Below are 17372 nucleotides of genomic sequence, written 5' to 3' on the forward strand. Positions count from 1 at the left end.
GGGCCCTGGCGGAGCGGGGCTCTCTGGCATGCTCCGGGCAGCCGACCCGTCCCCGACCGACCGGAGGTTCCCCGTGATGCGGCTGCCGCTCCACCCCGGCGTACCCGCCGACGTCCCGCCGCCCGCGGGCGAGGAACTGCGTCTGGAGCGGACGGTGCCGCGGGAGATCCTGCGCCGCAGCGGCTTCCACACCGCGGCTCCCCGGTTCGCCCGGGCGCTGGCGGAGTCCCGCGACCCGGCCGGGGCCGCCAGGACGGTACGGCGGCACGGGCGCGCCCTGTGGCGGACCGCCGTGGACCGGGCCCAGGGCCGCGGGCCGGTGGAGGGCGACCTCGGTCACGACGACGACCGGCCGCTGTACTGGGCCCGGCTCGCCCTCGGCAGGGAACTGCGGAATTGGGAACCGGCGTTCACGCTGCCCGCCGCCGTCCGCGCGGCGCTGGCGGCCCGTCTGGAGCGCGCCTCGCGGGGGCAGGACGCCGTCCGCCCGCCCGTGGCCGAGGGCGTCCGGCGCATCCTGCTGACCGGCTTCGACCCTTTCCGGCTGGACGCGGACATACGCTGCAGCAATCCCTCCGGCGCCGCGGCGCTCGCCCTGGACGGCGTCACGCTGGAGACCGCCGCCGGCCCGGCCCGCGTCGAGGCCGTCGTCTTCCCGGTGCGCTGGGGCGACTTCACCGACGGCACGGTCGAACACGTGCTCCGCCCCCGGTTCCGGCCCGGCCCGCGCCGTGTCGACCTCTTCGCCACCGTCAGCCAGGGCCGGGACGGACGCTTCGACCTCGAACGCTTCAACGGCGCCTGGCGCGGCGGCCACCCCGACAACGCGGGCCTGTCCGCCACCGGCCCGGTCCCCGTCGCCGTCCCCGGCGAACAGCCGCAGTGGACGGCGTCCACCCTGCCGTACGCGGCGATCGCCGCCGCCGGGACCGGTGCCTTCCCGGTGCACGACCGCACCACCGTCACCGAGGTGCCCGCCGGGGGCGGCGCCCCCGTCACCCGTGACGGCGGCCCGACGGCCGGTTCCGCCGCCCGCGCCGGGGGCGGCGGCGACTACCTCTCCAACGAGATCGCGTACCGGGCCACCCTGCTCCGGGACAGGCTCGCGCTGCCCGCCCCGGGCGGCCATGTCCACACCCCGGTGCTCCACTTCGGCCCCGGCAACACCGAACCGGCCACCGGCACGGTCACCGATCCCGCCTTCGTCGCCCAGCGGATGGCGGTCACCGCCCAGATCCGCGCCCTCCTCGTCGCGGCCGCGGGCACCCTCGGCTGAAGGGACCCGGCGCCCCGCTGCCGCCGTCGAGCTCCGCGGGAAGGGGCGGCGGTCACTGAACGGAAGCGCGCCCGGGCCCGTATGAGACGCGGGAGGCCGCAAGATAGCCGAACCGTGCACCACTTGTCCCACGATCAACCCACATGTACGAGATGTGAGGAATGTGTGACAAGGTCGTGCAGGCAAGGGGAAGCGGGCCGCCGCGGCGCGGCCCCCGTGATCGAGGGAGGTTCTGCCGTGACCGTCGCTGTCGGCGTCACCGGTAATGCCACCGAGTTGTTCCGCGCCAACACCGCGCACAGTCCCTCGTACTTCGCGCTGCGCCGCGCCGCCGGCGGCCTGTCGCCCTCCGGCGGAGGGCGCGACATCGTCGACTTCTGCATCCCGTGCAACCCGTACTTCCCGAGCCCGGCCATGTACGAGAAGCTCCAGGAGTCGATGCGGGACATCCTCACCTACTATCCGAGCGGCACGGACGTCATCACCAACGAGCTGTGCTCGCTGCTCGGCCTCAACCCGCAGACCGTGGCCATGGGCAACGGCTCCACCGAGCTGATCACCTGGATCGACCACCTGCTGGTCCGCGAGAGTCTGGCGATCCCCATACCGACCTTCGGCCGCTGGACCGACCAGCCGATGGAGACCGGCAAGCGCGTCGACATGTTCCTCCTCCCGGAGGCGGCCGGATTCGCCCTCGACCCGGCGGCCTTCGTCGCGTTCGTCCGGGCGCGCGGCTCCCGTACCGCCGTGATCTGCAACCCCAACAACCCCGACGGCGGCTTCCTCCCCAAGCACGCCGTCGTGGCGCTCATGGACGCCCTGTCCGACCTCGACCTCGTCGTGATCGACGAGTCCTTCCTCGACTTCAGCGACGCCGAGGCCTGGCCGAGCGTCGCCGACGAGGCCGTCCTGCGGCCCAACGTGGTCGTCCTGCGCAGCCTCGGCAAGAACTTCGGCCTGCACGGCATCCGCTTCGGCTACCTGGTCGCCAACCCGGCGCTGGCCGGGAAGGTCCGCCGCATGCTGCCGAAGTGGAACCTCAACTCCTTCGCCGAGGCCGTGGTCTTCATGCTCAAGGACCACCGCGAGGAGTACGCGCAGAGCCTGCGCATGGTCTCCCGCGACCGCCAGGAGATGACCTGGCAGCTCGCGGCGCTGCCGGGGCTCACCGTCTACCCGTCGCAGGGCAACTTCGTCTTCGTCAAGCTCCCCGACGGCGTCGACGGCGCCGTCCTGCGCGACCGGCTGCTGGCCGAGCACGGGGTGCTGGTCCGCGAGTGCGGCAACAAGCTGGGCAGCAGCAGCCGCTTCATGCGGCTGGTGGTCCGCCCCCAGGCCGACGTCCAGCGGCTGCTCACCGGGCTGAGCACGGTGCTGTACGGCAGCACCTGGTACGCGGCCCCCGCGCCCGCCGCCGCGGCCCCCGCGCCCGTCCAGGAGCAGCCCGCCCCGCCCCCGCAGCCCGCGCCGCAGCAGCTGCCGCAGATCCAGCCCGCCCCGCCGCCGCAGCCGCTCCCGCAGATCCAGCAGGCCCCACCGTCCCAGCCGCTGTACGAGCAGCCCTTCGCGCCGCCCCCGGCGCCGCCGCAGCCGGTCTACGAGGTCAGACGCGAGCCGCAGCCGCAGCAGCAGGTCCAGCCGCAGCCCCAGCCGCAGGTACAGCCGCGGGCCGAGGGGCCCGCCACCGACATGTACCCCGCGCTCGCCGCCGAGGTCCCGCCGGCCTTCGCGGCGGTGCCGTCCGGCACCCCGCGGCCGGCCCTGTACTGGCAGGACGCCTCCTGACGCACCGCGCCCGCGCGGGCCGGTCGTTCACCGGCCGGCGCGGGCGCACGGTCACCTGGCCGAGCGGAACGAGCGGCTCTCCAGGGTCTTCCACTCCCCGCACGAGCTCTGCTTGCCGCGGGTCTCCTGGATGGTGCAGTGCGTCTCGACCACCCGGCCGTCCCGGGTGATCGCCTTGACCCACACGCCGGAGCCGACAGAGGTCACCGTGGCCCCGCAGACACCGCGCGGGTAGCCCCGGTTGCCGCTGAGGGAGTGCCACACGAAGCGCCCGCGCGGAAGGGTGCGGCCGCCGATGAAGATCCGGCCGTCGAACACCGCGACGGAGATCTCCTGGTCGTTCTTGCGGAGGGTGGAGTCGATGCTGACGCAGTCGCCCTCGCGGCCGCCACGTGCGTCGCCCTGCTCGTCCCGGCGGCCGTCGTCGCGGTTCCCGCCCTGGTCGTCGCGGTGCTGCTGCTGCGGGCGCTGGTCGCCGCCCTGGTTTCCGCCCTGGTCGCCGCGGTCGTTCCGGCCCTGGTTCCCGCCCTGGTCGTCGCGGTGCTGCTGCTGCGGGCGCTGGTCGCCGCCCTGGTTTCCGCCCTGGTCGCCGCGGTCGTTCCGTCCCTGGTCGCCCTCGTCGCCGCGCTCGTTCTCGCCCTCGTCCCGGCCGCCGTCGCCCCGGTCGGTCTCCCGCTCGCCCCGCTGGTCGGTGCGCTCCCCGCCGTCCCCGCCGTCCTCGTCGCGGGCCTCCTGCTCGCGGCCGCCCTCCTCGCCCTCCGCCGCCTCTTCCTCGTCGTCGTCGGCGGCGACGCTCCGCGTGACGGGCGGCCGGGGGTCGTTCACGGCCGTCCTCGTGCCGGCCGCCGTGGTCACGGTGCCGGGGGTCGTGGCGAGCACGGGCGCCGACACCGCGGCCGCGGCGACGGCGAGCGGCAGGACCACGCCGGTCAGCCGTCCGTACCGCCGGAACCTGCGCGGCGAAGACGACCTGCCGTCAGGACTCATGGGGGACTCCTCGTCGAATGCGAAAGCCGCAGGGCCTGATCGACGGGATGCGTACCCCCCGGCGCGCGGACTCTGTGCCGCTGTCATTCCGGTGGCCCAGAACATTCCCGTACGGCCCAGGGGACGTTCACCCGGAGTCGTCCCCCAAGTCGACAGGCGGGGGCGCCCGGGAGACAATCCCGGCCGCCCCCGCCCGCGGGGAGGGTGGCGCCGCTCAGTGGGTGCCGAAGGAGTGCACGGTGGTGGAGCGGTAGGTCTGCCCCGGCCGCAGGACCGTCGACGGGAACGAGGGCTGGTTGGGGGAGTCCGGGAAGTGCTGGGTCTCCAGGCAGAACCCGTCGCCCTGCCGGTAGACCCGGCCCGAGGAGCCGGCGAACGTACCGGTCAGGAAGTTGCCCGTGTAGAACTGCACACCGGGCTCGGTGGTGGCGATCCGCATGACCCGGCCGGAGACGGGCTCGGTGACCGTCACGATGTGCTCGGGCGCGGCCGTGCGGCCCTTGTCGAGCACGAAGTTGTGGTCGATGCCCTGGCCGTACAGGATCTGCTGGTGCGCGGAGCGGATGTCGCGGCCGATCGTCTTCGCCGAGCGGAAGTCGAACGGGGTGCCCGCGACGGGCGCCAGTTCACCGGTGGGGATCAGGGTGGACCCGACCGGGGTGTAGCGCCGGGCGGCGATCTGGACCTCGTGGTCGTAGACGCCGCCGTCGCCTTCGCCGCGCAGGTTGAAGTACGTGTGGTTGGTGAGGTTGACGACCGTCGCCTTGTCGGTGGTGGCGGTGTAGTCGATCCGCCACCGCGCGTCCGCGGTCAGGGTGTAGACGACCTTGACCTTCAGCGTGCCCGGGTAGCCCATCTCGCCGTCCGCGCTGGTGTAGCGCAGCACCAGACCGGCGTCCGAACCCGCCTTGAAGCCCTCGACCGCCCAGACCCGCTTGTCGAAGCCCCGGTCGCCGCCGTGCAGGCTGTTCGGGCCGTCGTTGACGGGCAGCTGGTAGGTGCGGCCGTCCAGGGTGAACTTGCCGCCCGCGATGCGGTTGCCGTAGCGCCCGATCAGCGCGCCGAAGTACGGGCTGCTCGCCACGTAGCCGGCCAGGTCGTCGAATCCGAGGGACACGTTGACGCGGCGGCCGCGCCGGTCGGGCAGCTCCAAGGTCTGGACGATGCCGCCGTACGAGAGCACCTTGAGGGTGATCCCGCCATTGCTGACCGTCCAGATGTCGACCTTGGTGCCGTCCTCCAGGGTCCCGAAGTGTTCCTTGCTCACCTTGCTCCTGCCCACGGGCCTGTGCCTGGCGTCGGCGGTCTGCCGCGCCGGGGCGGCCTCCCCGGCCGCCCAGGCGTTCGTCCCGCCGATCGCGGGCGCGACCGCCCCGAGCGCCGCGCCCGCGATCAATGTACGTCTGTTCACTTGCGGCTCCTTCTGTAGGTAGCTGCTTTACGAACCGACCTTGCGCTTGTTCCAGACGTCGAAGCCGACCGCGGCCAGGAGCACCAGACCCTTGATGACCTGCTGGTAGTCCGTGCCGATGCCGACCAGCGACATCCCGTTGTTGAGCACCCCGAGCACCAGGCCGCCGATGATGGCGCCGAGCACCGTGCCGACGCCGCCGGTCGCGGAGGCACCGCCGATGAAGGCGGCCGCGATGGCCTCGAGCTCGAAGTTGATGCCGGCCTGCGGGACGCCGGCGTTCAGCCGCGCCGCGTAGACCAGTCCGGCGAGCGCGGCGAGCACGCCCATGTTCACGAAGACCAGGAAGACGACCCGCTTGTCCTTGACACCGGAGAGCTTGGCCGCCGCCTGGTTGCCGCCGAGCGCGTACACATGGCGGCCGACCACCGCGTTGCGCATCACGAAGCCGAAGACGATGAGCAGCCCGGCGAGGATGAGCAGCACGATCGGCACGCCGTGGTAGCTGGCGAGGGTCATGGTGAAGGCGACGCAGCAGGCGATGATGGCGAGCAGCTTCAGCAGGAAGAAGTTGCGCGGCAGCACGTCCAGGTCGTACGCGAGCTGCTGGCGGCGGTCGCGGATCTCCTGGACGACGGCGATGGCGATCACCACGAGACCGATGAGCAGCGTCAGGTTGTGGTAGTTGGTGTGCGGTCCGACCTCGGGCAGGAAGCCGTTGCCGATCTTCTGGAAGCCGCGGGGGAAGGGCGAGATGGACTGGCCCTCCAGGAAGATCTGGGTGCCGCCGCGGAAGAGCAGCATGCCGGCCAGGGTCACGATGAACGACGGGATCCCGACGTACGCGATGAAGTAGCCCTGCCAGGCGCCGGCGATCGCGCCGATGAGCAGGCAGGCGACCAGGGCGAGCGGCCACGGGACGTGATGGTGGATGATCATCACGGCGGCGGCCGCGCTGACGAAGGCCGCCAGCGAACCGACGGACAGGTCGATGTGGCCGGCGATGATCACGACCATCATGCCGATCGCCAGGATCAGGATGTAGCTGTTCTGGCCGATGAGGTTGGTGACGTTCTGCGGTTTGAGCAGGATGCCGCCGGACCATATCTGGAACAGCGCCGCGATCAGCACCAGTGCGATGATCATGCCGTACTGGCGCATGTTGCGCCGTGCCGCCTGCAGCAGCAGGCCAGCGGCTCCGGCCGCCGCGCCGCCGTCCTTGACGGCCGCGGCCGCGCCCCCGGCGGGCGGCGGAGGAGTCTTGTCGGTCTTCACCGGGCTGCCCATCTCAGTTACCTCGGTCCATGGTCATGTGGCGCATAAGCACTTCCTGCGTCGCGCTCTCGCGCGGGATCTCCCCGGTCAGCCGGCCCGCCGACATCGTGTAGATGCGGTCGCACATGCCGAGCAGTTCCGGCAGCTCGGAGGAGATGAAGACGACGGCCTTGCCCTGGGCCGCCAGATCGTTGATCACCGTGTAGATCTCGTACTTGGCCCCGACGTCGATGCCCCGGGTGGGTTCGTCGAGGATGAGGACCTCCGGCCCGGCGAAGATCCACTTGCTGAGGACGACCTTCTGCTGGTTGCCGCCGCTCAGCTTGCCCGTGGTCTCGAAGACGGTCGGGGTCTTGATGTTCATCGTCGAGCGGAAGGTCTCGGCGACGCGGGCCTCCTCGTGCTGGTTGACGACGCCGCGCTTGGCGACCTTGGACAGGGCGCTGAGCGAGATGTTGCGGCTGATGTCGTCGATGAGGTTCAGCCCGTAGTGCTTGCGGTCCTCGGTGACGTAGGCGATGCCGTGGCCGACCGCCTCCGGGACGGTGCGGGTGCGGATCTCCTTGCCGTCCAGGTAGACCCGGCCGCTGATGCCCCGGCCGTAGGAGCGGCCGAAGACGCTCATGGCCAGTTCGGTGCGGCCGGCCCCCATCAGCCCGGCGATGCCCACGATCTCGCCGCGCCGGACGTTGAGGGACACCCCGTCGACGACCTTGCGCTGCTGGTCGATCGGGTGGTGCACGGTCCAGTCCTCGACGGCGAAGGCCACCTCGCCGATCTCCGGTTCCCGCTCGGGGAAGCGGTGGTCGAGGTCGCGGCCGACCATGCCGCGGATGATCCGCTCCTCGGTGACGGTGCTCTCGCCGTCCTCGTCGGTGGCCTTCATGTCGAGCGTCTCGATGGTCCGCCCGTCCCGCAGGATGGTGATGGAGTCGGCGACCCTGGCGATCTCGTTGAGCTTGTGCGAGATGATGATGCAGGAGATGCCGTGCTCCTTGAACTCCAGGATGAGATCCAGGAGTTTGCGGCTGTCCTCGTCGTTCAGGGCGGCCGTCGGCTCGTCCAGGATGAGGAGCTTGACCTCCTTGGACAGCGCCTTGGCGATCTCGACGAGCTGCTGCTTGCCGACGCCGATGTCCGCCACACGGGTGCTCGGCTGGTCGGTCAGCCCGACCCGCTTGAGCAGCCGGCCCGCGTGCCGCAGCGTCTCGTTCCAGCTGATGACACCGCGTGTGGAGTGCTCGTTGCCGAGGAAGATGTTCTCGGCGATGGACAGGTAGGGCACCAGGGCGAGTTCCTGGTGGATGATCACGATGCCGCGCTGCTCGCTCGCGCGGATGTCGCGGAACTCGCAGGTCTCACCGCGGAAGAGGATCTCCCCTTCGTAACTGCCGTGCGGATAGACCCCGCTGAGCACCTTCATCAGGGTCGACTTGCCCGCACCGTTCTCACCGCAGATGGCGTGGACCTCGCCCTCGGCGACAGTCAGGGTGACGTCGGAGAGCGCCTTGACCCCTGGGAAGGTCTTGGTGATGGAGCGCATTTCGAGGACGGGTCCGGCCATTCCTGCTTTCCGTTCTCCTCGGGTGGTGGGAAGGGGAAGATCGTCGGTCGGGTACGGCTCCGGGACTACTGGAGCTCGGACTCCTTGATGTAGCCGGAGTCGACGACGGCCTCCTTGTAGTTCGACTTGTCGACGCTCACCGGCGGCAGCAGGTAGGTCGGGACGACCTTGGTGCCGTTGTCATAGGTCTTGGAGTCGTTGATCTCAGGCTTGCCGCCGGTCAGCACCGCGTTGCCCATCTGGACGGCGACCTTGGCCAGCTCGCGGGTGTCCTTGTAGACGGTCTGGGCCTGCTCGCCCGCGATGATCGACTTGATCGAGGCGACCTCGGCGTCCTGGCCCGTGACGACCGGCAGCGGCTTCTTGCCGGTGCCGTAGCTCACGCTCTTGAGCGCCGAGATGATGCCGCGGGAGATGCCGTCGTACGGGGAGAGCACCGCGTCCACGTCGTCGGAGGTGTACGACTTGCTGAGCAGGTCGTCCATGCGGGCCTGGGCGGTCGCGCCGTCCCAGCGCAGGGTGGTGACCTGGTTGAGCTCGGTCTGGCCGCTCTTGACCACCAGCTGCTTCTTCTCGATGTACGGCTTGAGGGTGTCCATCGCGCCGTTGAAGAAGTACTTGGTGTTGTTGTCGTCGGGCGAGCCGGCGAAGAGCTCGATGTTGAAGGGGCCCTTCTTGCTGCCGTCCTTCAGGCCCAGCTTGTCGATGATGTAGTCGGCCTGGAGCACGCCGACCTTGTAGTTGTCGAAGGTCGCGTAGTAGTCGACGTTCTCCGAGCCCAGGATCAGGCGGTCGTAGGAGATCACCTTGATGCCCGCGTCGTGGGCCTGCTGCAGCACGTCGCTGAGGGCCGAGCCGTCGATGGCCGCGACGACCAGCAGCTTGTCACCCTTGGTGATCATGTTCTGGATCTGGGCGACCTGGTTCTCGACCTTGTCGTCGCCGTACTGCAGGTCGGTCTTGTAGCCCTGCTCCTTGAACAGCTTGACCATGTTGTCGCCGTCGGCGATCCAGCGCTCCGACGACTTGGTGGGCATGGCGATGCCGATGGTGCCCTTCCCACCGTCCTTGTCGCCACCGCCGGTGTTGTCGCTCTGCCCGCAGGCGGTTGCGGTGGCCCCGAGGGCGAGGGTGGCTATCAGCGCGGCTGTGGTGCGCAGACGTGCGGCTCTGGCGATGCGCATGGCTGATCAGATCCTTTCGGCGGCCAGGCGGGGGTCGGTCGCCTGGTCCGGGTCGGTCGCGATGTCCAGGGGGAAGCGGTGGAGCGGGCCCGGCAGCCGCGCGCCCAGCGGGGACTGCCCGCCGTCCGCGCCCAGCCGGGAGAGCAGGTCGAGCACAAGGCGGCCGCGCCGGACCCGCTCGCGGGCGGTCGACAGGGCGACCTCCCGCAGCTGGCGTCCGTACGGGTAGATGCCGGGGGCCTTGCTGAGCCCGAACTTGAGGTAGATCGGTGCTCCGCGGCGGATCAGCTCCGCCGCGTCGTAGAGCCGTACGAAGCCGCCGAGGTCGTCCGGGGCCTCGATGTAGAAGTCCATCGGCGCCCGGCTGACCCGGCGGATCTCGGTGATCTGCTGGAGGGTCAGGTCGGAGGGGATGTTGATGGAGTCGGCACCCAGCCGCTCCCACACCGCGTAGGCCGCCGGGTTGACCGGGCCGACCAGCGCCGAGACCTTGAAGGTGGTGTCGGCCGGCAGCAGCCCCTGCTCCCGCAGCTGGTGCAGCAGCCACAGCACGCCCTCGTCCGCGACGAGAAGGCAGCGCACGCCCAGGGCAGCCGCCCGCAGCGCGTCCTCGACGCAGCCGGCCACCTGGTCGTGGCCGCGGGCCCGCAGGCCCCCGCCGCGGGAGTCGGTGCGGGTCGCGGCGCCGATGTCCCAGGTGCCGCGGGGCCCGGTGAACAGGCAGAGCTCGACGTCGCGTTCGGCGCAGGCGGTGACCATCTCGGTGATCTCCGCGTCCGTCAGCATCCAGATGCCGCTGCCCTGGCTGATCCGGTGCACCGGCACCTCCAGCCGCTCGCTCTCCTCCAGCACGGTGGCCAGGGCCTCCGGGCCCTCCACGGAGGGGATCTCGGTGCGCCAGGTCCCGCCGTCGGGGAAGGAGTGAGGGGAGGAGTCGGCTGGGTCGTTCGCCGGCGCTCCGTGACCGAGGAGAGTGAGCGCGTACTGGCCCGGGTGACGGGGACCGGAGGTGGTGCCGGCCTTTCCGGGGCTCGGGGTGGGTGCGTCGGTCACGGTGCTCCTTCGTTCTCGCCGTTCGAGATGTCGGACGACGTTCGGTTCATTGGGTGTGAGTGGGCACGGATGGGACATCGTGTGTCCGCCGCGCACGGAGCGGTCACGGACGTAGCAGCACCTTCCCCACCTTGGGATCCCGGCTCCCCAGCAGTTCCAGGGCGCCGGCGTACTCCTCCAGGGGCAGGTCGTGCGTGATCAGCGGTGCGGGGTCCAGGATCCCGGCGTCGAAGGCCCGGACGGTGTGGGCCCAGGCGGCGGGCGGCGCCCCGAAGACCGTGTGCACGGTCAGCTGGCGCACCACCAGGTCGGTGGGGTCGAGCCCGAGCGCCCCCGGCGCGGGAATGCCGGTCAGCGCCATCCGGCCGCCGCGGCGCAGCAGCCCCGCCGAGACACGGGCCGCGGAGGCGGACCCGGCGGCCTCGACCACCAGGTCGTACTCCCCTTCGGTGTCGGCCAGTTCGGCTGTCGTGCGGAACCGCGTGGCGCCGAACGAGGCGGCCAGCTCCTCGCGGACCCGGCCGGTGCCCACCACCAGCAGCTCCGCCGGCGACACCGCGGCGAGGAACTGCACCGCCAGCATGCCGAGCGTGCCGGTGCCGACGACCGCCACCCGCTCGCCCGGCGCCGCCGGGGCCTTCAGCAGTGCCGCCGCCACGCACGCGGCCGGCTCCAGGAGCGCGGCGGTGCGCAGGTCGGCGGCGTCGTCCAGGACGTGCAGCAGCCTGGCGGGCAGTGTCAGGGTGTCCGCCATCGCGCCGGGCTGCGTGAAGCCGGTCTCCTCGTACGGCGCGCTGCACAGCGTGGTCTCCCCGGCGTGGCACCGCTCGCAGACCTGGCAGTTGCGGAAGCCCTCGCCGACGACCTTCCGGCCCACCAGTCCGGCGGTCACCCCGGCGCCGACCGCCTCCACCGTGCCGGACCACTCGTGGCCCGGGGTGACGGGGTAGCGGACGTAGCCCTCGGGGCGGGTGCCGGCGTACATCTCCCGGTCGCTGCCGCAGATGCCCGCGGCGTGCACGCGGACCAGCGCCTCGCCCGGACCGGGCGGCACCGGTCCGGCCGGCGCGATCCGGTGCCGGCCGGGCCCGTCGAGGACGACGGCGCGGGGGGTGTGGACGGTCACCTCGAGCCCTTCGGCTTCCGGCGCTCCCAGCCCTCGGCCCACAGGTCGAAACGGGCCTGCTGCTGGGGGAATTCGGCGGCGGCGTCGACGTCGAGCTCGACACCGAGGCCCGGTGCGTCCGAGAGGGTGAAGTACCCGTCCTCGCCGACCACGGGTGCGCCCTTGACGACCTTCTTGATCTCGGAGTCCGCGAAGTCGTTGAAGTGCTCGAGGATCTTGAAGTTGGGGGTGCACCCGGCGAGCTGCAGGCTCGCGGCGGTGAGCACGGAGCCGCCGACGTTGTGCGGGGCGACCAGCACGTAGTGGGTCTCCGCGGTGGCGGCCAGCTTGCGGACCTCGTTGATGCCGCCGATGTGCCCGAGGTCGGGCTGGATGATGTCGGCGGCCTGCAGCTCGAACAGCTCGCGGAACTCGTAGCGGTCGTGGATGCGCTCGCCGGTCGCGATCGGCAGGTCCGTGTGGGCGGCCACCTTCGCCAGGGCCTTGAGGTTCTCCGGCGGCACCGGCTCCTCGATCCAGCTGGGCTTGAAGGGTGCCAGATCCTTGGCGACGCGGATCGCGGTGGCCGGGCTGAACCGGCCGTGCATCTCCACCAGCAGCTCGGTCTCGGGGCCGATCGCGTCGCGCACGGCCTCGATGAGGGAGACGGAGTAGGCGGTCGCCGCGTGGTCCAGCTCGAAGTGGCCGGTGCCGAAGGGGTCGATCTTCAGCGCGCGGTAGCCCCGCTCCACCACCGCGGCGGCGGCCTTGTGGTACGCCTCCGGGGTGCGCTCGGTGGTGTACCAGCCGTTGGCGTACGCCTTGACCTTCTCGTTCACCTTGCCGCCGAGCAGCTGCCAGACGGGCACGCCGAGGGCCTTGCCCTTGATGTCCCAGCACGCCATCTCGATGACGGCGATGCCGGACATGACGATCTCTCCGGCGCGCCCGTAGTCGCCGTACTTCATCCGGCGGACCAGGTCCTCGACCGCGAAAGGGTCCGAGCCGACTATGTGGTTGGCCTCCGCCTCGTGGAGATAGCCGAGCAACGCGTCGGTGTGGCCGAGCATCCGGGTCTCGCCGACGCCCGTGAGTCCCTCGTCGGTGTGGACGAGCACATAGGTGAGATTCCGCCAGGGAGTGCCGACCACATGGGTACTGATGCCGGTGATGCGCACGGAAGCCGCCCCTTACAGGGTGTCGTTCGAGATTTCGTCACACGTTCGAAATGTTGAAGGGAACGTAGTTACGGGCTCCCGGCGGTGTCAATGGGTGTGCCGGGGAGGTGACGGCGATGTTGCCGAAGTGAGTCCGTCCGCCCGTGGCGCGTGCCGCGCCGTGTCCGAAACCCCGAACGAGGGGCCGTTTCCCGCCCGGTCAGCGACCGACGGCGCCCGGCCCGAAGGCCGCCGCGTAGACCAGTCCCGCCAGCTTGGCCTGACCCTCGGCGCTGGGGTGGAACCAGTCCCAGGGGCTCAGCTCCTTTTGGGTGAACCGGTAGTCGAAGACCGTGCCGCCGTCGTAGCGGCAGCGCTCGAGGCGTGCGCACTCCTGCCGCAGGACGTCGTTGTACGCCATCACCCTCTCGCGTACGGTCTGCCGCCGTTCGCGGGCGGCCGTGCTCATCGACTGCGCGTCGGAGAGCATCGACGGGCACAGGCCCAGCTTCCAGATCTGCCGTCCCAGCGCGTTCTGCCGGCCGACGTCCCACAGGCGCATCAGGTCGGGCACGCTCGCGACGAAGACCTGGGCCTTGGGTAGTTCGCGGTCGAGGGTCCGCAGGGCGGCCGAGAAATCCCGGCGGTATTCGGCCACCGGGGTCATGCGGTCGGTGCTGCGCGCACACGCGTCGTTGGCCCCCATCAGGATCGTCACCTGCTGTGGCCGTCGTTCGACGGCCTTCTTCGCCTGTGCCGGCAGGTCGTGCATCTTGGCCCCGCTGGCCGCCAGGTTCCAGCTCTTGGAGGCCGGCTTGTCCAGCAGGCGGGTGGCCACGCTGTCCACGGAGCGGCGGCTGCCGGTCGCCCAGGACAGGTCCGGACAGTCCGTCAGGATCCCGCAGGCGTCGAAGGCGCGGGTGATGGAGTCGCCGAGCGCGGCCAGCGAGGCGGGGGTGGTGTCCCACACCGCCGCGGGGCGCTTCGCCGCGTCAGCCCGCCCGGCGGCGCCGGCCTCGGCGCCGCCCGGTCCCTCGGTGGCCGAGCAGCCGGCCCCGAGTGCCGTCGTGAGCAGGGTGACCAGCGCGATCAGGGTGCGGCCGACCCCGCGCGAGAGCGACTGGCGCATCCGTTCTCCCTCGGACGAGTGGGTGACTTCTCGCTGATCCCGACAGTACGTCACTCCTCGCCTGGCGCCGCGCGGTAGCTTTTTCCCTGACAGGTGGTGCGAAAGAGGTGATCCAAGGTCAGATCTTGTCTCATTCGTTATGATTAGTGCAGAATGTCCACTGCTGTCCCGGATGGCTCGGTTATGGGCATGAGGCCGCTGGGGAAGGCGTACCTCGTCCCACACTGGAGGTTCCGGTGACGACACGTGGAGTTCTGTACGTGCACTCCGCGCCACGCGCGCTGTGCCCGCACGTCGAGTGGGCCGTCGCGGGTGTCCTCGGCGTGCGCGTGAACCTGGACTGGATCCGCCAGCCCGCCTCGCCGGGCACCTGGCGGGCCGAGTTCTCCTGGCAGGCGGAACCCGGCACCGCCTCCAAGCTGGCGTCCGCGCTGCGCGGCTGGCACCTGCTGCGCTTCGAGGTCACCGCGGAGCCGTGCGCCGGCGCCGAGGGGGAGCGCTACAGCAGCACCCCCGACCTCGGCATCTTCCACGCGGTCACCGGCATCCACGGGGACATCCTCATCCCCGAGGACCGGTTGCGCGCCGCGCTCGCCCGCGCCCGCAAGGGCGAGGCCGACCTGGAGACCGAAGTCGCCAAGCTGCTCGGCAAGCCCTGGGACGACGAACTGGAGCCCTTCCGCTACGCGGGTGAGGGCGCCCCCGTGCGCTGGCTGCATCAGGTCGTCTGACGCTCCGCCACGCGCGGCGGCTCCGCGGCGCCCTGCCGCGCCGGCGGCCCGTCGCCGCCGTGTGCGGCGGCACCCGGCCACCACACCTTCGGGCCGATGTCGCGTACCAGCGCGGGCAGCAGGAACGAGCGCACCAGCAGGGTGTCCAGCAGCACCCCGAAGGCCACGATGAAGGCGATCTGCACCAGGAAGGCCAGCGGGATCACGCCGAGCGCCGCGAAGGTCGCCGCGAGCACCACGCCCGCCGAGGTGATCACCCCTCCGGTGGCGGTCAGCCCGCGCAGGACGCCCTGCCGCGTGCCGTGGCGCAGCGTCTCCTCGCGGACCCGGGTCATCAGGAAGATGTTGTAGTCCACGCCCAGGGCGACCAGGAAGACGAAGCCGTACAGCGGCACCGAGGCGTCCGTGGCCGAGAAGCCGAGGACGTGGCGGAAGACCAGTGCCGACACCCCCAGGGTGGCGGCGAAGTTGAGGCCCACCGTGGCGACCATGAGCAGCGGCAGCAGCAGGCTGCGCAGCAGCGCCGCCAGGATCACCAGGATGATCGCGAGGACGACGGGGACGACGAGGGTGCGGTCGCGCTCCGCGGTCCGCTGGGTGTCGAGCTGCTGGGCCGTGTACCCGCCGACCACCGCTTCCGCGCCGGGCACCGCGTGCACGGCCCTGCGCAGCCGCTGCACCGTGGCCTTGGCGGCGTCGCTGTCGGCGGCGTCCTTCAGCGTCACCTCCAGCAGGACCCGGCCGCCGGTGACGAGCGGCTCGCCCCCGCCGGGCCGGCCCGAGGCGGTGAGGGGGGCGACGGAGTCGACGCCGTCGGTGCCGGACGCGGCCCGGGTGACGGGGTCGAGCCGGTCCGCCTGCGCGATGACCACGGCGGGGTTGCCGGAACCGCCGGGGAAGTGCTCGCCGAGGACGCGCTGGGCGGTCACCGAGGGCGCCTGCTGGACGAAGATCTCGTCGAGCGGCACGCCCCGGGCGGTCAGCGCGGGGGAGAAGGCCGCACAGCCCAGCAGCAGGGCCAGGCTCGCGGCCCAGACCCGGCGCGGCGCGCGGTCCACGAGGGCCGCGATCCGCCGCCAGACGCCCTCCCCCTCCGGACGCCGCTCCCGCGGCCTGGCGGGCCAGTAGGCGGCCCGGCCGAGCAGCAGCAGCGCGGCGGGCAGGAAGGTCAGGCTGCTCGCGACGGCGCAGACGATCCCGACGGCGCCGACCGGGCCGAGGGCGCGGTTGTTGGTGAGGTCGCTGGCCAGCAGGGCGAGCAGACCGAGGGCCACGGTGGCCGCGCTCGCCACGATCGCGCCGGCGGAGCGGCGCAGCGCGGCACGCATCGCCGCGAACCGGTCGCCGCGGGCCGCGAGTTCCTCCCGGAAGCGGGCGGCGAGCAGCAGGGCGTAGTCGGTGGCCGCGCCGATGACGAGGATCGACAGGATGCCCTGGACCTGGCCGTCGACCCGGACGACGCCGTGGTCGGCCAGTACGTAGACCACCCCGCAGGCCAGGCCGAGTGAGAAGACCGAGCCGACGATGATGACCAGGGGCAGCAGCAGGGCGCGGTAGACCAGCAGCAGGATCGCGAGCACCACGCCGAGCGCGGTGAACAGCAGCAGTCCGTCGATGCCCGCGAAGGCCTCGCCCAGGTCGGCCTGCGAGGCCGCGGGTCCGGCCACGTGTGCGGTGGTCCCGCCCACGCGGGACGCCGTGTCCTGGATCCGGCCGACGGCGTCCCCGACGTCCCGGCCGAGGTCGGGGCGGAGCTGCACGACGCCCTGCAGGGCCAGGCCGTCGTCGGAGCGCAGCGCGGGGGAGGGGCGGCCGCTGACCCCCTCGGTGCCGGCGAGCGAGGCCAGCGCGGCCGTGGCGGCCTGCTGCTGGGCGTCGGTCACCCGGCCGCTGCCGGCGGTCCAGACGACGATCGCGGGCACGGTCCCGTTGCGGCTGAAGGCCGTGCGTTCGGTGACGGCCTTCGTGGACTCGGCGCTGCGCGGCAGGAAGGCCGCCTGGTCGTTGGTGGAGACCTCGCCGAGCCTGCCGGCGTACGGGCCGAGGGTGCCCCCGATGCCCAGCCAGGCGACCAGCAGCACCACCGGCAGCAGCCATCGGACGGCGCGCGGCAGGGATGTCATCGCTCTCTCCCGTGGAGTCGGAACCGGGGGATCTCCCCGCGAGGAAGGATATATCTCAGCGATCGAGTATCTTAATAATCGAGATTATTTACGATGGAGGGGTGCCCGACAACCTCCAGGACGAGTCCCCGACCGGGCTGCACGCCTTCGCCGTGCAGCTGCGCCGGATGAACAGCGAGTTCAACCGCATCGCGCAGGACTTCGCGCAGAGCCAGAAGCTGCACCACACCGACGTGCAGGCGCTGGTCGCGATCCTGGACGGCGACGACCAGGGCGGGGCCATGACCCCCGGTCGCCTGCGCGAACGCCTCAATCTGACCTCCGGTGCCGTCACCGCCTGCCTGGACCGGCTGGAACGCGCCGGCCACATCCGCCGTACCCGCGACGCCGCCGACCGCCGCGTGGTCCACCTGCACTACGCCCCGCGGGGGATGGCGGTGGCGCGGGAGTTCTTCCGTCCGCTCGCCCGGAGCACCGACGCTGCGCGCGACCGCTTCACCGAGGACGAACTCGCCGTCGTGATGCGCTTCCTGGGCGCGATGAACGACGAACTGACCGCCCTGCGCGCCCCCGCCCCGGAGTGATCCGCCGC

General features: G+C 71.6%; 14 protein-coding genes. 4 read left to right on the forward strand and 10 right to left on the reverse strand.

Features of this window, described 5'->3' with window-relative positions; all coding sequences use genetic code 11:
• The first annotated feature begins 76 nt into the window (after positions 1 to 76).
• Positions 77 to 1276: a PA0049 C-terminal domain-containing protein gene (locus PV342_RS07880; protein ID WP_500316303.1), complete on the forward strand. Its 1200-nt coding sequence runs from the start codon at positions 77 to 79 to the stop codon at positions 1274 to 1276.
• 237 nt (positions 1277 to 1513) lie between these two features.
• The gene (locus tag PV342_RS07885) at positions 1514 to 3061 is read left to right on the forward strand and encodes a pyridoxal phosphate-dependent aminotransferase (protein WP_400801688.1); all 1548 of its coding nucleotides are present in this window, start codon (positions 1514 to 1516) and stop codon (positions 3059 to 3061) included.
• Positions 3062 to 3112: 51 nt separating this feature from the next.
• Here the strand turns inward: PV342_RS07885 and PV342_RS07890 are convergent, their stop codons facing one another.
• The 9 genes from PV342_RS07890 to PV342_RS07930 form a co-directional block, all read right to left on the reverse strand.
• Positions 3113 to 4048 (reverse strand): hypothetical protein, encoded by a 936-nt coding sequence (locus PV342_RS07890; protein WP_400801690.1) that lies wholly within the window; start codon positions 4046 to 4048, stop codon positions 3113 to 3115.
• A gap of 214 nt (positions 4049 to 4262) precedes the next feature.
• A complete protein-coding gene (locus tag PV342_RS07895) occupies positions 4263 to 5459 on the reverse strand; it encodes an aldose epimerase family protein (protein WP_386993654.1) in 1197 nt (398 codons plus the stop codon).
• 27 nt (positions 5460 to 5486) lie between these two features.
• Entirely contained in the window at positions 5487 to 6746 is a 1260-nt protein-coding gene (gene mmsB, locus PV342_RS07900; RefSeq protein ID WP_360999154.1) for a multiple monosaccharide ABC transporter permease, read from the reverse strand.
• A 1-nt stretch (position 6747) separates the two neighbouring features.
• Entirely contained in the window at positions 6748 to 8298 is a 1551-nt protein-coding gene (gene mmsA / locus PV342_RS07905; RefSeq protein WP_018556722.1) for a multiple monosaccharide ABC transporter ATP-binding protein, read from the reverse strand.
• A gap of 65 nt (positions 8299 to 8363) precedes the next feature.
• Positions 8364 to 9482 carry a multiple monosaccharide ABC transporter substrate-binding protein gene (gene chvE / locus PV342_RS07910; RefSeq protein ID WP_386993652.1) on the reverse strand — a complete coding sequence of 373 codons (1119 nt, stop codon included), beginning with the start codon at positions 9480 to 9482 and terminating at the stop codon, positions 8364 to 8366.
• 6 nt (positions 9483 to 9488) lie between these two features.
• Positions 9489 to 10535: a hypothetical protein gene (locus PV342_RS07915; RefSeq protein ID WP_360999158.1), complete on the reverse strand. Its 1047-nt coding sequence runs from the start codon at positions 10533 to 10535 to the stop codon at positions 9489 to 9491.
• Between the two features lie 103 nt (positions 10536 to 10638).
• Positions 10639 to 11661, reverse strand: coding sequence for a zinc-dependent alcohol dehydrogenase (locus tag PV342_RS07920; protein ID WP_386993651.1), 1023 nt, complete (start codon positions 11659 to 11661; stop codon positions 10639 to 10641).
• Positions 11658 to 12818 carry a mandelate racemase/muconate lactonizing enzyme family protein gene (locus PV342_RS07925; protein ID WP_386993649.1) on the reverse strand — a complete coding sequence of 387 codons (1161 nt, stop codon included), beginning with the start codon at positions 12816 to 12818 and terminating at the stop codon, positions 11658 to 11660. Before PV342_RS07925 ends, PV342_RS07920 begins: the two co-directional genes overlap by 4 nt.
• Before the next feature lie 199 nt (positions 12819 to 13017).
• The gene (locus PV342_RS07930) at positions 13018 to 13926 is read right to left on the reverse strand and encodes an SGNH/GDSL hydrolase family protein (protein ID WP_386993648.1); all 909 of its coding nucleotides are present in this window, start codon (positions 13924 to 13926) and stop codon (positions 13018 to 13020) included.
• Positions 13927 to 14162: 236 nt separating this feature from the next.
• Between PV342_RS07930 and PV342_RS07935 the strand changes: the two genes are divergently transcribed.
• A complete protein-coding gene (locus tag PV342_RS07935) occupies positions 14163 to 14657 on the forward strand; it encodes a DUF3145 domain-containing protein (RefSeq protein ID WP_026250557.1) in 495 nt (164 codons plus the stop codon).
• Here the strand turns inward: PV342_RS07935 and PV342_RS07940 are convergent.
• Positions 14645 to 16780 (reverse strand): MMPL family transporter, encoded by a 2136-nt coding sequence (locus PV342_RS07940; RefSeq protein ID WP_400801696.1) that lies wholly within the window; start codon positions 16778 to 16780, stop codon positions 14645 to 14647. The genes PV342_RS07935 and PV342_RS07940 overlap by 13 nt on opposite strands.
• A 137-nt stretch (positions 16781 to 16917) precedes the next feature.
• On the opposite strand from PV342_RS07940, the gene PV342_RS07945 reads away from it, so the two are divergent.
• Entirely contained in the window at positions 16918 to 17364 is a 447-nt protein-coding gene (locus tag PV342_RS07945; protein ID WP_391578151.1) for a MarR family winged helix-turn-helix transcriptional regulator, read from the forward strand.
• Positions 17365 to 17372 lie beyond the last annotated feature (8 nt).

Source organism: Streptomyces sp. PA03-3a, from assembly GCF_033792735.1.
Classification (GTDB): Bacteria; Actinomycetota; Actinomycetes; order Streptomycetales; family Streptomycetaceae; genus Actinacidiphila.